The sequence below is a fragment of the Agrobacterium sp. YIC 4121 genome, from assembly GCF_002008205.1.
In the GTDB taxonomy this organism is placed as follows: Bacteria; Pseudomonadota; Alphaproteobacteria; order Rhizobiales; family Rhizobiaceae; genus Agrobacterium; species Agrobacterium leguminum.
The window spans coordinates 88,133-103,340 of record NZ_MRDI01000018.1 but is presented as its reverse complement, the minus strand read 5'-3'; the positions used below and the strand labels follow the sequence as shown (position 1 = coordinate 103,340).

Annotated in this window: 14 protein-coding genes; 11 read left to right on the top strand and 3 right to left on the bottom strand. The window is 60.9% G+C overall.

What is annotated here, in order from left to right:
* Positions 1 to 300: 300 nt before the first annotated feature.
* The 11 genes from BTE54_RS17245 to BTE54_RS17195 all read left to right on the top strand — a co-directional run bounded on the left by BTE54_RS17245 (position 301) and on the right by BTE54_RS17195 (position 11,966).
* A complete protein-coding gene (locus BTE54_RS17245) occupies positions 301 to 1,323 on the top strand; it encodes a substrate-binding domain-containing protein (RefSeq protein WP_078053299.1) in 1,023 nt (340 codons plus the stop codon).
* A gap of 103 nt (positions 1,324 to 1,426) precedes the next feature.
* Positions 1,427 to 2,920, top strand: coding sequence for a sugar ABC transporter ATP-binding protein (locus BTE54_RS17240; RefSeq protein ID WP_078053298.1), 1,494 nt, complete (start codon positions 1,427 to 1,429; stop codon positions 2,918 to 2,920).
* Positions 2,917 to 3,861, top strand: coding sequence for an ABC transporter permease (locus BTE54_RS17235; protein WP_046800969.1), 945 nt, complete (start codon positions 2,917 to 2,919; stop codon positions 3,859 to 3,861). The genes BTE54_RS17240 and BTE54_RS17235 overlap by 4 nt, the downstream gene beginning before the upstream one ends.
* 1 nt (position 3,862) lies before the next feature.
* The gene (locus BTE54_RS17230) at positions 3,863 to 4,831 is read left to right on the top strand and encodes an ABC transporter permease (RefSeq protein WP_078053297.1); all 969 of its coding nucleotides are present in this window, start codon (positions 3,863 to 3,865) and stop codon (positions 4,829 to 4,831) included.
* A 3-nt stretch (positions 4,832 to 4,834) separates the two neighbouring features.
* Positions 4,835 to 5,857: a LacI family DNA-binding transcriptional regulator gene (locus tag BTE54_RS17225; RefSeq protein ID WP_065655237.1), complete on the top strand. Its 1,023-nt coding sequence runs from the start codon at positions 4,835 to 4,837 to the stop codon at positions 5,855 to 5,857.
* A gap of 33 nt (positions 5,858 to 5,890) precedes the next feature.
* Positions 5,891 to 6,940, top strand: coding sequence for a sugar phosphate isomerase/epimerase (locus tag BTE54_RS17220; protein ID WP_078053296.1), 1,050 nt, complete (start codon positions 5,891 to 5,893; stop codon positions 6,938 to 6,940).
* A gap of 11 nt (positions 6,941 to 6,951) precedes the next feature.
* Complete coding sequence (locus BTE54_RS17215) at positions 6,952 to 8,121, top strand: Gfo/Idh/MocA family oxidoreductase (RefSeq protein WP_078053295.1); 1,170 nt, start codon at positions 6,952 to 6,954, stop codon at positions 8,119 to 8,121.
* A gap of 129 nt (positions 8,122 to 8,250) precedes the next feature.
* Positions 8,251 to 9,105 (top strand): sugar phosphate isomerase/epimerase, encoded by an 855-nt coding sequence (locus BTE54_RS17210; protein WP_198939177.1) that lies wholly within the window; start codon positions 8,251 to 8,253, stop codon positions 9,103 to 9,105.
* A gap of 150 nt (positions 9,106 to 9,255) precedes the next feature.
* Positions 9,256 to 10,941 (top strand): GMC family oxidoreductase, encoded by a 1,686-nt coding sequence (locus BTE54_RS17205; protein WP_078053293.1) that lies wholly within the window; start codon positions 9,256 to 9,258, stop codon positions 10,939 to 10,941.
* The gene (locus BTE54_RS17200; protein ID WP_078053292.1) at positions 10,941 to 11,501 is read left to right on the top strand and encodes a gluconate 2-dehydrogenase subunit 3 family protein; all 561 of its coding nucleotides are present in this window, start codon (positions 10,941 to 10,943) and stop codon (positions 11,499 to 11,501) included. Before BTE54_RS17205 ends, BTE54_RS17200 begins: the two co-directional genes overlap by 1 nt.
* A gap of 69 nt (positions 11,502 to 11,570) precedes the next feature.
* A complete protein-coding gene (locus tag BTE54_RS17195; RefSeq protein ID WP_078053291.1) occupies positions 11,571 to 11,966 on the top strand; it encodes a cytochrome c family protein in 396 nt (131 codons plus the stop codon).
* Positions 11,967 to 12,024: 58 nt separating this feature from the next.
* On the opposite strand, the gene BTE54_RS17190 is transcribed toward BTE54_RS17195, so the two are convergent.
* From BTE54_RS17190 to nirK, 3 genes are all read right to left on the bottom strand, one after another.
* Positions 12,025 to 12,726 carry a Crp/Fnr family transcriptional regulator gene (locus tag BTE54_RS17190; RefSeq protein ID WP_078053290.1) on the bottom strand — a complete coding sequence of 234 codons (702 nt, stop codon included), beginning with the start codon at positions 12,724 to 12,726 and terminating at the stop codon, positions 12,025 to 12,027.
* Positions 12,727 to 12,875: 149 nt separating this feature from the next.
* Positions 12,876 to 13,793 carry a formylglycine-generating enzyme family protein gene (locus tag BTE54_RS17185; protein WP_078053289.1) on the bottom strand — a complete coding sequence of 306 codons (918 nt, stop codon included), beginning with the start codon at positions 13,791 to 13,793 and terminating at the stop codon, positions 12,876 to 12,878.
* A 106-nt stretch (positions 13,794 to 13,899) separates the two neighbouring features.
* Entirely contained in the window at positions 13,900 to 15,042 is a 1,143-nt protein-coding gene (gene nirK / locus BTE54_RS17180) for a copper-containing nitrite reductase (protein ID WP_078053325.1), read from the bottom strand.
* Positions 15,043 to 15,208 lie beyond the last annotated feature (166 nt).

Genomic DNA, 15,208 nt, shown 5'->3' with positions numbered 1-15,208 from the left:
CGTTTTCCTGATGGCTGACTCGAGGCGATTTGAAGCGCGAATCCTCCCATTGTCTACAGTGAAATGAAAATCGACATGATCTGCCGGGCAAGGACATTTTCCGAATCTCCGTGCTGCGCCCGGCTCGGCGCATGTCTCGATTTTTCAAGCCTTTTCCGCCGGTCGGAACTGTTCATCCGCCGCCGTTCCGCGCCCTCGGATAAAAATCATTCTCGGGATTGACTCACTTATGAAAACGGTTACATTCGCCGATGTAAACGGTTTCATTAGTTAAAAACCGTGCTTGGAGGAGCAAATTTCATGTTTAGACATTTGATGGCTGCTGCCGCGATGGTGCTGGCGGCGGGCACGTCGGCGCATGCCCAGGAGCAGAGCTTCAAGATCGGTCTTTCCAATTCTTTCGTCGGCAGCGAATGGCGCACGCAGATGATCGAAGAGGCTCAGGCTGCCGCCAAAGCCTGGGGCGAAAAGGGCGTCAAGGTTGAGGTTGTCGTTCAGAGCGGCAATGTTGATGTGCAGGGGCAAATCGGCCATATCCGCAATTTCATGAACCAGGGCGTCGATGCGATCCTGATCAACCCCGGCAGCCCGACGGCCTTCGATCCGATCTTCGCGCAGGCCAAGGCGCGCAATATTCTCGTCATCGCCACCGACGCCGAAGTGTCCTCGAAGGATGCGATCTATGTCGGCATCGACCAGAAGGCATGGGCGGCGCAATCCGCGCAATGGCTTGCGGATGCGCTGAAGGGCAAGGGAAGCGTCGTCGCCATCAACGGCATCGCCGGCAACCCCGCCAACGAAGCCCGCGTTGCCGGTTATCGCGAAGTGTTCAAGAAATACCCTGACATCAAGGTACTGAACGAAGCCAATGCGAGCTGGGATCAGGCGCAGGGCCAGCAGGCCATGCAGAACCTTCTCGCCACCTATCCCGATATCAGCGGTGTGTGGGTGCAGGACGGCATGGCGGACGGCGCATGGCGCGCCATCGAAGCCGCCGGCAAGACCAAGGACATTGCCGCGACCGGTGAAATCCGCAAGGACTTCATGACCCGCTGGGAAAAGGAAAAGTTCAATTCCGGCGCTTCGGTCAATCCTCCGGGTGTCATGGCCAGCGCGCTCAACGTCGCTGTCCTGAAGCTGCAGGGCAAGGAATTCAAGGACGGTATTTTCGGCGGCACCTATGGTAACGCCATCTATATTCCGATCCCCTTCGTCAGCAATGACAACCTTGCCGACAACATCAAGGCTGCCGATGGCAAGCCGGGCTACTGGTCCGTCACGGCGACCGTGACGCCGGAGCAGGCTGGCGAGTTCTTCAAGTAAGAGCCGTTTCGGGTCGGCGGCGAACGCCGGCCCGAACCACAATTTCGAGTGCGGACCGGGCCTTGGCCATCCGCCTGTGACAAGCATTATTCGGGGACATGCGATGGCGAACGCTTTGGAAGCGGCCGGCATAACGAAGAATTTTGGCGCGGTGCGCGCGCTTTCCGACGGCAGGCTGACGGTTGGTCGCGGTGAAATTCACGCGCTTCTGGGCGCCAATGGCTGCGGCAAGAGCACGCTCTGCAAGATCGTTGCGGGCGCGGTCGCGCCGACCAGCGGCGCAATCAGGTTCAATGGCGAAGACGTGCGCTTCAAAAGCCCGCGGGACGCCGAAAATGCCGGTATTGCGCTGTTTTATCAGGAACTCAGCCTCGTTCCGCAGCTTTCTGTCGCCGACAATATCTTTCTCGGCCGCGAGCCGAAACGCGGCATCTTTGTCGACGGCAAGGCGCTGAAGGCCGAAGCGGCGAGGCTGATCGCGCTGTTCGACGGCGTGGCTGGCGAAGGCCTGGAGCCGGATGCAATCGTCGGCAATCTGCCGCCAGATCAGCGCCAGCTCGTCGAAATCCTCAAGGTCTTCGCGCAGAATGCAAGCCTGATGATCATGGACGAGGCGACGGCGGCGCTCGATGGCCGCCAGTCCCAGCGTTTTTTCGAGATACTCCGGGCCAAGAAGGCGGACGGTGTCTCCACCATCATGATTTCCCACCGTCTCGACGAGGTTTTCGCCGTCTGCGACCGCATCACCGTGATGCGCAACGGCGCGACGATTTCCGAACTCGATACGGCAGCCACCACCCGTGAGGCCGTCGTCCATGACATGGTCGGCGATGTTCGGGCCGCTCCTGCCCGTCAAAACGGGCGTTCGGCTGCTGCGCCGAGCCTGAAGCTTACGGATGTGGCGGGTGAGGGCGTTCGCGGTGTCACTCTCGAAGCCTATCCGGGCGAAATCGTCGGTCTGGCCGGTCTGCAGGGCCAGGGCCAGTCGGCCTTGCTGAAGGGTCTTTTCGGTGCCAACCCATTTGCCTCAGGCCAAATCCGGTTTGAGGGTCGTGAAATCACCATCGGCAAGCCTTCGCAGGCGGTTCATAGTGGTTTTGCCTATGTTTCCGGTGACCGTGGCCGTGACGCTTCCCTTCAGGGCCGGTCGATCTTCGAAAATCTCGTCGCGGCGCTGATGGTGCGCGAGAAGATGCGGCTGGTCCGTCCCGCGACGCTGAAACCGCGCGTGCAGAAGGTCGCGGATTACATGAAGACGAAGTTCGCCGGCCTCGATATGCCGATCGGCACGCTTTCGGGCGGCAACCAGCAGAAAATCTTTATCTCCCGCTGGCTCGCCACCGCACCGAAACTGCTGCTGCTCGACGATCCGACCAAGGGCATCGATCTCGGCGCGAAGGCCGATCTCTTCGCCCTGATGCGGCAACAGGCCGATGCTGGCGCGACCATCCTTCTTTATTCCTCGGAGGATGCGGAAATCCTCGAATATGCCGACCGCATTCTTGTGTTCAACGGTGGACGCATTTCTGCGGAACTGACCGGAGCCGACATGACATCCGTAAACATGACCCGCGCCGCTTATGGAGATGCCGCATGAGCGCCTCCGGTTTTCTGCGCAGGCAGCCATGGGTCATCACCCTCGTCGTACTGGCGCTTCTCATCGCCGTGAACACGTTTCTGCAACCCTCCTTCGTTCAGCCCTCCGTGCTGCAATCGAACCTGACGACGTTTCTGCCGCTGATCCTGGTCGCCATTGGCCAGACCTATGTCATTCTGGCGGGCGATATCGATTTGTCGGTTGGTAGTATTGTGGCGCTTGCCAATGTCGTCACCGTCAGTGTCATCGCAGCACTCGGCGGCACGACGGGCGCCGTCTTCGCCGGCATGGCGGCGGGTGCGGCTGTCGGGTTGCTTTGTGGGCTGGTCAATGGCCTCTTCATATCCGGCCTGCGCTTCCAGCCAATCGTCACCACCTTCGCCACCGGCATCATCTTCGCCGGGCTGGCGATCTGGGTGCTGCCGCAGGCGGGCCTTCCGGTGCCGGAAGCCTATTGGCAGACCTATTCCGGCAGCTTCATCGGCTTGCCCTTCGTGCTGTGGGTGCTGATTGGGGGTATCGCCTTCACCCTTATCGTGTCGCGTATTCCGTTTCATACGCACCTTCTCGCGGTGGGCGGCAATCGCACCGGCGCCTTCCAGACGGGGCTGCGCCTTTCGGGCATCCGCATCGGCGCATACATGATCTCCGGTTTGTTCTCGGCGCTGGCAGCGCTGTGCCTGACGGGGGAGACGGCCTCGGGCGATCCGCTGCTCGGTGCAAGTCTGGCGCTCTCCTCCATCTCGGCCGTGGTTCTGGGCGGCACCGCACTTTCGGGCGGTTTCGGCAGCTCGACAGGGTCGATTGCCGGCGCGCTGGTGCTCGGCATGATCGGCAATGTGATTTTCTTTGCGGGCCTGCCCTTCGAGTACCAGACACTGGTGCAGGGTTTGATTGTGCTGACGGCGCTGGCCGGCGGTGTTCTGGTGACGAGGCGTTGATATGACCAATCCCCGCTTGCAAATCAAAACCCTCCTTACCGACCCCCTGACCATCGCGATTGGCGCATCGGTCTTCCTGCTGCTGGTCGGGGAATTGTTGTCTCCCGGCTTCGCGCAGGGCTCGCAGATCGTGCGGCTGCTGACGATTGCCGCCATTCTCGGCATTGTCGCGGCGGGCCAGAACCTTGTCATCCTCGGCGGGCGTGAAGGCATCGACCTTTCCGTCGGCGCGATGATCTCGCTGGGCGCCGTTCTTGCCGGCAATATGATGAACGGCCAGAATGCGGGCATTCCGCTTGCCATTCTCGTTGCCGGCGGCATCCCCTTCCTGATCGGCCTCATCAACGGTCTCGGCATCACCTTCGTGCGCATTCCGCCGTTGGTTATGACGCTTGGCATGACGGCGGTTATTCAGGGTGGGCTGGTCGTTTATTCGCAGGGCGTTCCATCAGGTGCGGCCGCACCCTTGCTGGCAGGTTTCATCAACCGGCCGCTCATTTTCGGCATTCCCGGTGTGCTTTTCGTCTGGCTCGGCATTGCCGCGATCATGCTGTTCGTGCTGCGCCGCACGGCCTTCGGTTTCGCCATTTATGCCATCGGCTCGAACGAGCGGGCGGCGACGCTCACCGGATTGCCGGTTTCCCTGATCCGTACGCTGCTTTATGGGCTTTCCGGCCTGTTTGCCGGGCTGACCGGGGTTTGTGTGATCGGTTACACCGGCACGTCCTTCATCTCCGTCGGTGACCAATATGTGCTTCCGTCGATCATCGCGGTCGTCATCGGCGGCACTTCGCTTGCCGGCGGTGCGGGCGGATATGTCGGAACCATGGCCGGGGCTGTTGCGCTCACCATTCTGCAAAGCGTACTGATAACGCTCAACCTCGATGTATGGGCACGGCAGATCATATTCGGTGTCACGTTGCTAGCGCTGATGCTGCTTTATGGCCGCCAAAAGCAGTTGCGTGTGTGACAGATGAGCAAAGACCAAGGTTCGAATATCAGGGAAGTGGCAGCTCTCGCGGGCGTTTCCATCGCGACCGTATCGCGGGCGCTGCAGCAACCCGACAAGGTTCGCCCGGAAACCCGAAAGAAGGTTTTCGACGCCGTCCGGCAAGCGAACTTCGTTCCCAATGCGCAGGCGGCGAGCTTCCGGCGTCAGTCCAACAACACCGTCATCCTTCTCGTTCGCGATATCGGTAACCCGTTTTATCTCGAAATCTACAAGGGCGTTGAGGAAGCGGCGGGCGAAGCGGGCTACAAGGTGCTGATGGGCGACGCCCGCAACGATGAGAACCGCGTGGCGACCCATATCGACATGGTGCGCCAGAAACATGCCGACGGCCTGATCCTGATGACCGGCCAGTTTCCCGCCGAGCTTCTCGAACAGGGCGATGCGCTGCCGCCGATCGTGATCGCGTCGGAAACGGTGCCCGGCCTCGCTCTGCCGACCGTCAAGGTGGACAACCGCGCCGCCTCCAAAAACGCCATGTGCCACCTCATCGACGCTGGACATCAAAGGATCGTGCATCTGGCCGGTCCGGTTCCGGAAAGTCTGGCGCAGGAGCGTTTCGATGGTTATCGCGCGGCACTTGCCGAAGCCGGCATCGCTTATGACGACGAACTTGTCGTGACGGGCGATTACAGCATCGAGGCCGGCCGTCAGGCGATTGCGTCTCTTCTCGAAGGTCGCATCGCCTTCACCGCGATTTTCGCATCGAGCGACCAGATGGCGATTGGCGCGATCAGCGAATTGCGTGCGCGCGGCGTTTCGGTTCCGGCCGATGTCTCCGTCATCGGCTTCGATGACATCATTTTCGCCAATGCGTTTGAGCCGCCGCTGACGACGGTGCGCCAGCCTCGCCAGGAGATGGGCCGCAAGGCCATGGCGCTGATGGTGGACCGGCTGAACGGAAAGCGGACGGCCGAGACCATCGTGCTGGATACGGAACTGGTGGTGCGCGGCTCGGTCGCGCCCTGCCGCCCGCCGCATCGGTAGCGGCCAGACTGTGAATGCAAGGAGTGTAAGGACATGAAGACGATCAAAGGCCCGGCGATTTTCCTCGCGCAATTTGCCGGAGACGAGGCCCCTTTCGACACGCTCGACAATCTCGGCCAATGGGCGGCTTCCCTCGGTTACAAGGGCATTCAGGTGCCGACCGATCCCAGACTCTTCGATCTTGAGAAAGCCGCTGCATCCAAGACCTATTGCGACGATATCAAGGGCCGGCTGGCGCAAATGGGTATCGAGATCACCGAGCTTTCGACCCATATTCAGGGCCAGCTCGTGGCCGTTCACCCGGCCTATGACGAAATGTTCGACGGTTTTGCGCCCGCTGAACTGCGCGGCAAACCGCAGGCGCGGCAGGAATGGGCGGTCAACCAGCTGAAATACGCGGCGAAAGCCTCGCAGCATCTCGGCCTCAAAAGCCACGCCAGTTTCTCCGGCGCGCTTGCCTGGCCGTTCGTTTACCCTTGGCCGCAGCGCCCGGCGGGCCTCGTTGAACTGGCTTTTGCGGAGCTGGGCAAACGCTGGACCCCCATTCTCGATGCCTTCGAGGAGAATGGCGTCGATCTCTGCTATGAGCTGCATCCGGGTGAGGATCTGCACGACGGCGTCACTTTCGAGCGTTTCCTCGAGGCTACCGGCAATCACCCGCGCGCCAACATCCTCTATGATCCCTCCCACTTCGTGCTTCAGGCGATGGATTATCTCGATTTCATCGACATCTACCACGAGCGCATCCGCGCCTTTCACGTCAAGGACGCCGAGTTCAATCCGACTGGCCGTTCCGGCGTTTATGGCGGTTATCAAGGCTGGGTCGACCGGCCGGGGCGGTTCCGCTCGCTTGGCGACGGGCATGTCGATTTCGGCGCGGTTTTTTCCAAGCTCACCCAATATGACTTCGATGGCTGGGCGGTGCTGGAGTGGGAATGCGCGCTGAAGCATCCGGAAGACGGCGCGCGCGAAGGTGCCGGCTTCATTGAAAACCATATCATCCGCGTGACCGAGCGGGCCTTCGACGATTTCGCCAAGAGTGGCATCGATGATGCCGCCAATCGCCGCCTTCTCGGACTTTGAAAGGGATAGCCATGTCCTCCGCTACAAAGAAATTCGATAGCCGCCGTATCCGTCTCGGAATGGTGGGTGGTGGTCAGGGCGCCTTTATCGGTGCGGTGCACCGTATTGCGGCCCGGCTGGATGACCGTTATGAGCTGGTGGCCGGCGCGCTCTCCTCCGATCCCGCGCGTGCAGCCGCTTCGGCGACCCTGCTCGGCATTGCACCGGAGCGGTCCTATGCTTCGTTTGAGGACATGGCGGCGGCCGAGGCTGGACGAGAGGACGGTATCGAGGCGGTCGCCATCGTCACGCCGAACCATCTGCATTTCGCCCCGTCCAAGGCCTTTCTCGACGCCGGTATCCACGTCATCTGCGACAAGCCGGTTACCGCGACGCTGGAGGAAGCGAAGGCACTGGCCGAGATCGTCAGGGCATCCGACAGCCTGTTCATCCTGACGCATAATTACACCGGCTACGCGATGCTGCGGCAGATGCGGGAAATGGTGGCGCGTGGCGACATCGGCAAGCTACGCCACGTTCAGGCCGAATATGCGCAGGACTGGCTGACCGAAGCCGTTGAAAAGACAGGCGCAAAGGGAGCGGAATGGCGCACGGACCCCAGCCGTTCCGGCGCTGGCGGGGCAATCGGCGATATCGGCACGCACGCTTTCAACGCCGCCGCCTTTGTGACGGGTGAAATCCCGACAAGCCTTTATGCCGATCTGACGTCGTTCGTTCCGGGCCGGCAGCTGGATGACAGCGCCAATATTCTGCTTCGTTATGCAAGCGGCGCAAAAGGCATGCTCTGGGCGAGCCAGATCGCGGTCGGCAACGAAAACGCCCTGTCGCTCCGGGTCTATGGCGACAAGGGCGGGCTGGAATGGCACCACCGGGTGCCGGATGAGCTGTGGTTCACACCTTACGGCGAGCCGAAGCGTCTGATCACCCGCAATGGCGCGGGTGCAGGTGCTGCCGCCAACCGTGTCAGCCGTGTGCCGTCAGGGCATCCGGAAGGATATCTCGAGGGTTTTGCGACGATCTACCGCGAAGCCGCAGATGCAATCATCGCAAAGAGGGAGGGAAAAACGGCCGCCGGGGATGTGATTTATCCCGGCATAGAGGACGGCCTTGCGGGTCTCGCATTCATCGATGCGGCCGTCCGGTCCAGTCGGACCTCGTCCTGGGTCGGGATCGACATCTAGCTCGCCCGATATCGGGCACGGACGACGCAGGGCACAGGAGGCGGTGCCCGGCATGACCCGGCCAGGCGGCCGGGAAAGGCGAGGGCACGCGTGTCGTCACATTGATCAAACGGAAAGGGAGTTACGCGTTTGAAAACGTTCAAGTCAAAATTCGCTGGCATGGCATTCGTGGTTGGACTGGCGGCCGGTTTCGCAAATCCGGTTTTTGCCGATGACAGCAAGGTGCTGCCGATAGCCGCGCAGATGTACACGCTGCGCAATTCCGGAACGCTGGAGGAGCAGCTTGCCATTCTCAACCGCGCTGGCGTCTCCGCCGTTGAAACGGTGGATATGCAGAAGGTCAGCGCCGGCGAACTGAACACGCTGCTGGAAAAGCACAAGATCAAGGTCATTTCCTCGCATGTGCCGATCGACAAGCTGCGCGGCAATCTTGATGCGGTCATCACCGAGCAGAAGGCTGTCGGCAACGCGGTCGTTACCGTGCCGTTCCTGAAGCCGGAAGACCGCCCGAAGGACGCCGCCGGCTGGACCGCCTTCGGCAAGGAGCTTGGCGGTTACGCGGACAAGCTTTCCGCAGCAGGCCTCTCCATGGCCTATCACAACCACGACTTCGAGATGGTCAAATTCGATGGCAAGACGGCGCTTGAGCTGCTGCTCGATGCCGCCGGCCCGAAACTGCAGGCCGAAGTCGATGTCGCCTGGGTGGCGCGCAGCGGCAATGATCCGGCCGAATTCCTCGGTACGTTGAAGGGCAAGGTTTTCGCCATCCACGCCAAGGATAATGCACCGGCCGGCACGGCGGAAGACGAGCGCGGCTTCGCCACACTCGGCACCGGCGTTCTCGACTGGAAAACGATCCTGCCGGCGGCCAAACATGCCGGCGCAAAATGGTTCATCCTTGAGCACGACCTTCCGCTCGATGCCGAAGCGGTGGTGACCAAGGGCAACGCGTTCCTCAATGAACGCCTTCCGACCATTCAGTAAACACTGCCAGTAAAAACCAGAACCGCTCCCCGGCGGCCGGTTTCGGCGGGGAGCATGAGGTTCGACAGACGCATGACCATTTTCCGCCGCGTCGCGACGGGAAGCGCTTTGTCCTGTCGTTTTTTCCAAGCTCACATCGGAGGAGTTATCATGGCAAACAATCATTATGATGCGATTGTTGTCGGCTCGGGCATCAGTGGAGGCTGGGCCGCAAAGGAACTTACGCAAAAGGGCCTGAAGGTCCTGATGCTGGAGCGCGGCCGCAATATCGAGCACATCACCGACTATCAGAATGCCGACAAGGAAGCCTGGGATTACCCCCATCGCAACCGCGCCACGCAGGAGATGAAGGCGAAATACCCCGTTCTCAGCCGCGACTACCTGCTGGAAGAGGCGACGCTCGGCATGTGGGCCGATGAGCAGGAAACGCCCTATGTCGAGGAAAAGCGCTTCGACTGGTTCCGTGGTTACCATGTCGGCGGTCGCTCGCTGCTCTGGGGCCGCCAGACCTATCGCTGGTCGCAGACCGATTTCGAGGCCAATGCGAAAGAAGGCATCGCCGTTGATTGGCCAATCCGCTATGAGGACGTCTCTCCCTGGTATGACTATGTCGAGCGCTTCGCAGGCATTTCCGGCAGCCGCGAAGGGCTGGATATTCTCCCTGATGGCGAATTCCTGCCGCCCATTCCGCTCAATTTCGTGGAGCAGGATGTGGCCAGCCGGCTGAAGAAGGCGTTCAAGGGCACGCGCCACCTCATCAATTCGCGCTGCGCCAACATCACCCAGGAACTTCCCGATCAGGAGCGCACGCGCTGTCAGTTCCGCAACAAATGTCGGTTGGGCTGTCCCTTCGGCGGCTATTTCAGCACGCAGGCCTCGACCCTGCCTGCGGCGGTCGCCACCGGCAATCTGACGCTCAGGCCTTTCTCCATCGTCAAGGAAATCCTTTACGACAAGGACAAGAAGAAGGCGCGTGGCGTCGAGATCATCGATGCCGAAACCAACCTGACCTACGAATACACCGCCGACATCATCTTCCTGAACGCCTCGACGCTGAACTCGACATGGGTGCTGATGAACTCGGCCACCGATGTCTGGGAGGGCGGTCTCGGCAGCAGCTCCGGCGAGCTCGGCCATAACGTGATGGACCACCATTTCCGCATGGGCGCCACCGGTCAGGTGGAAGGTTTCGAGGATTTCTATTTCAAGGGCCGCCGTCCGGCGGGCTTCTACATTCCACGTTTCCGCAATACCGGTGACGACAAGCGTAAATATCTGCGCGGTTTCGGGTATCAGGGCTCCGCCAGCCGCTCGCGCTGGGAACGGGAGATCGCCGAACTCAATATCGGCGCCGACTACAAGGAGGCCCTGACCGATCCGGGTGGCTGGATCATCGGCATGACCGCCTTCGGTGAAATGCTTCCCTATCACGACAACCGCGTGAAGCTCGATCATGACAAGAAGGACAAGTGGGGCCTTCCGGTCCTCTCCATGAATGTCGAGATGAAGCAGAACGAACTCGACATGCGCGAAGACATGGTCAATGACGCCGTCGAAATGTTCGAGGCGGTCGGCATCAAGAACGTCAAACCGTCGCGGGGCAGTTATGCCCCCGGCATGGGCATTCACGAAATGGGAACGGCCCGCATGGGGCGCGACCCGAAAACCTCCGTCCTCAACGGCAACAACCAGGTCTGGGATGCGCCCAACGTCTTTGTGACGGACGGCGCCTGCATGACCTCGGCCTCCTGCGTCAACCCGTCTCTGACCTATATGGCGCTGACGGCGCGTGCCGCCGATTTTGCCGTTTCCGAACGCAAGAAGGGGAACCTGTGATGAACAGACGCGAACTGCTGAAACTGATATCCATTGCCACCGGCCTTCCGCTGATCGGCGCGGATGTCCTCACGGCTGCCGAAAACGCCGCCAAGCCCGCCGGCGCTACCCACGTCTTCACCCCGGAGGAAATCCGCTTTCTGGACGAGGTGGCGGAAACCATCATTCCCCGCACCTCCACGCCGGGCGCCAAGGATGCTGAAGTGGGAGCATTCATGGCCGTCTATGCGGCCGATTGTTATACCGACGAACAGCGGACACTTTTCCTCTCGGCGATTTCCGACATCGAAAAGCGTAGTCAGGCCGAACACAAGAAGGGCTTTCTGGAGCTGACGCCGGAACAGCGGCAGGCATTGCTTGCCGCTCTGGACAAGCAGGCCAAGGCGGAACAGACGCCGGCAAAGCCGCACGCCTTCACGCTGGTCAAGCAACTGACGCTGCTTGGTTTCTTCACCTCGAAGATCGGGGCCACGGAAGTTCTCGTCTACGACGAGATTCCCGGCGGTTTCGAAGATCGTGTTCCCTACAAGAAGGGCACGCCCGCCTGGGGCACGACCTGAAGAGAGAACTGTTGGCCCGTCCGCATTTGCAGACGGGCCACACTCAAGCGGCAAGACAAGGATGACACGATGCGCAAGACAGTAATCATCGCGGCGGCTATGCTGACCGCAAGCACCGTTCCCGCTCTTTCGGAGGGCGATGTTGCCAAAGGGGAGGCGGTCTTCAAGCGCTGTTCCGCCTGCCACGCCATCGGCGAGGGCGCGAAAAACAGGGTCGGCCCGCAGCTTAACAGTATCATTGGCCGTGCGGCAGGCGGCGTGCCTGACTATACTTATTCGGCTGCGATGAAAAAAGCGGGCGAGGACGGTCTCGTCTGGACACCGGATGAATTGCGGGATTTCCTGAGCGCGCCGAAAAAGAAAATACCCGGCAACAAGATGGCGCTGGCCGGCATCAGCAAGCCGGAAGATCTGGACAATCTCATCGCCTATATCGAAAGCGCCGCTTCGAAGCCCGCTGAGTGAGAGCAGCACGGCTACGCGGTGGAAGTAAAACTCCTGGCGAAGGTCAGGCGCCTGCGCGCTAGACCTGGCTCACTTCGCCCTCTGCCAGCTGCGCGAGGCCCGGCAGATTGCAGACCAGAAGCTTCTGCCGCCCGCCCTGCACCAGCCCCTTGCTCTCCCAACTGCTGAGGATGCGGGAAACGGTGTGCAGTGTTGTGCCGGTCATTTCGGCTATATCCTGTCGCGAGATTGGAAAGTCGATGCGGATACCGTCCAGCTCCTTGCGGCCCGCCTGTTGGGAGAGGCGCAGCACGGCGTGGGCTACCCGGCGCTCCACTTCCTGCGTCGACATTTCGCGGATACGTGTATGGGCTTCCTCGAGACGCTGGCCGATGGTCTGCATGGCGGAGACGGCGAGGTGCGGGTTCTGTTCGACGAATTGCGGCCATAGATCGGTTTGCCAGGAGAGTATCACGCTTTCGGCAGCCGTCGTGGCGGTGCCGGGATAATCGGACCTTTGCAGCGCCCGGGCAAAACCGAAGAGATCGCCGGGATGCACCACGCGCACGATGATCTGCTGGCCGTCATGGGTCACCTGCGTCACCTTCAGGCGGCCGTGAATGAGCAGGAAAAAATGCGTGGCCGGCTGGCCCTGCTCGAAAATGGCTTCGCCCGGCGGCACCAGCCGGGATGTGGCGTGGGTCAGCAGCCCGTCCAGCTCATCGTCGGCCATCTTGGCAAACAAGGCCAGCGACCGGATGACGCTTCGGTCAATCTTCACTTGCACCCTCTCCGGTGATTGGCCGCCGCCCTGGTTCCCGCAATGGGCACCCGGGTGTCGGCCTCTTCTGTATCCTCACAATACAGCACTATCACGGGCTGAAGAAGATCAAATGATATGAATCAACCGATTGTTTTTATTGACGATTATCAAGAAAATAGAGCGGTTGCGCCAAGCTTTTCGAGAAGCGGCGCATACCAGCGCGTATCCCTCACCAGCCGGAAACCCAGATTATCCGGCGGCACGCCGACGGCGCAGCCGCCGCTCTTCGGGTTCTTGACGAAGGCGCTCATCGCCGCCCGGTGTTTTCCCGAGGCGACGGGAATGCCGCAGGAGGCGACGGTATCGACTACCTCGCCATCCTTGCCGAGTGTCACGCGGCGGCTGCAACTCGAGGTCCATTCCCAGACATTGCCGCCGAAATCAGCAAGGCCATATTCGTTTTCGCCGAAGCTGCCATAGGATTGCGGAACGGGATTGCCCGAGGCCTTGCGGCTGGTCTGCCGCTCGTAATCCGCCAGCCAGCGCAAAGCGGGGTTTTCAGTGTCCGCAGCCACACCGAGCGTCTCATCCGGGAAAAGCGACCCGGCGGCGAAGGCCAGTTCAGCGTCACTCGGCAGGCGCCAGACCTCGCCTGTCCGCTCGCTCAGCCACTTTGCATAGGCGCGGGCGTCATCCTGGCTGATGCCGGTTGCCGGTATCGCGCCACCGACCGGAGCGGCAAAGCCGGGTTCCGGCTGTTGACAGCCGCCGTCTGCGACGCAGCGCGCATAATCCGCGCTCGATACCTGATATTTCATGATCGTCAGATTTTGCCGCATCGTTACGTCAACCATCGGCGCATCGACAGCATACCCATTGCGGAAATATTCGCCCTCCGCCCGGTAGGTGAAATGTCCGGCGGGCACTGTAACGACCTGTGGTGCCGTCATGGCGGCGCGTGGATCGGCGCCGCTGCGGATGATCCCGGACTGGAAACCGATGGCCGTTGCCAGCAGCGTGGCAAGCGAGAGCGGGAGAAGAAGCGAGACGGCATTTGGGAAATGGCTGTTGCCGGGAATGCCCATGGGAACCTGCCTGCGTCGAGAAGACGCCAGAGTTCGGGCCTGCTTTCAGGCCGCAAAGCAGAAGGGGGAGCGCGCCGCACCTGCTCGCGGCGCGCTCCGGTTTGCGTCAGATGCTCGACGGGGCGAGCACCGCCTGCATCAGGTTGTTGTTCCACTCACCCGTCACCTTGAAGTGGGCGGCCGCGCCCAGTTCGAAGGCTTCGATGAGGTTGTGGTTGACATAGGCATAGATGCCGGGCTGCTCAAAGGTATAGAAGGCCGCACCCGCCGTGCCGCCGGGGATGAACCAGGTTTCCTGGTCAAGATCCGGCGGGTTGCGGAACTTGCCCGTCGCCCAGACATAATCGCCATGGCCGCCGATGAGGTGCGGACGGGTATCACGGTTTGCCTGCGAATGGACGATCAGCACCTTCTCGCCAACGGCGGCCTGAAGAGCATGTTCCCCCGTCAGGGCGCCGACTGCGCCGTTGAAGACGATGTGGCTCGGCGTCAGCTTGCGCATCACCTCCAGCGTGTCGGCCATGGCGTCGCCGGCGCTTTCATATTTCTTGAAATTGCCGTTCTCGTCGCGCGGGATGTAGAAGTCCTGCTCGCCGACATAATAAACCTTGTCATAAACAAGTTCCTTGCCGTGGCCGTCCGTCAGGCCCTCTCGCGGCAACACCATGATCGCGCCATTCATGCCCGAGGTGACGTGCCAGGGCACCATGCCGGGAGGTGCGCAGTGATAGACAAAGACGCCGGCCTTGGTGGCCTTGAAGCGCAGGATCGCTTTTTCACCGGGGTTGACGATGGTGAGCCCGCCGCCGCCGAGCGCGCCGGTGGCCGAGTGGAAATCGATATTGTGCTGCAGCTCGTTGCTATCAGGGTTGATGAGGGTCAGTTCGACATAGTCGTCCTGATGCACCACCATCAGAGGCCCGGGAACCGAACCGTTGAAGGTCATAGCGTGGACCTCGGTGCCCTTGTCGTCAAGGACCATCTTCTGCTCTTTGATCGTCAGCGTGAACTCGACGATCTTCGGTCCACCTTCGGCTTTCTGCGTGTGGGCGTGCACGAAGGGCGGTTTGACGAGATCAACCTTTACGCGAGGTAGCGCTGCAATCTCCGCGCTCGTCAATGGCTTGGCTGCGGCCTTCTTTTCCTCTGCCGCGCTCGCTGCCGATGGCATGATGACGGGAGCTATAGCCCCTGCAAATGCTGCGCCTGCGAGAATATTACGCCGTGTGATGTGGAAGGTTTCCGTCATCATTCTTCTCCTATCCCTCTTGGGGCAGAGCATGTTTCGCTCTGTCACCGCATTTGTAGCGGAGGGGCGGAAATACAATTTGAGATGGAGCAAACTTCGCTTTCGGCACCCTGCGACATTTTGGCAGGCGGCTGAAGGCCGGTGAGGAAGCGTCGCACCGCCTCTT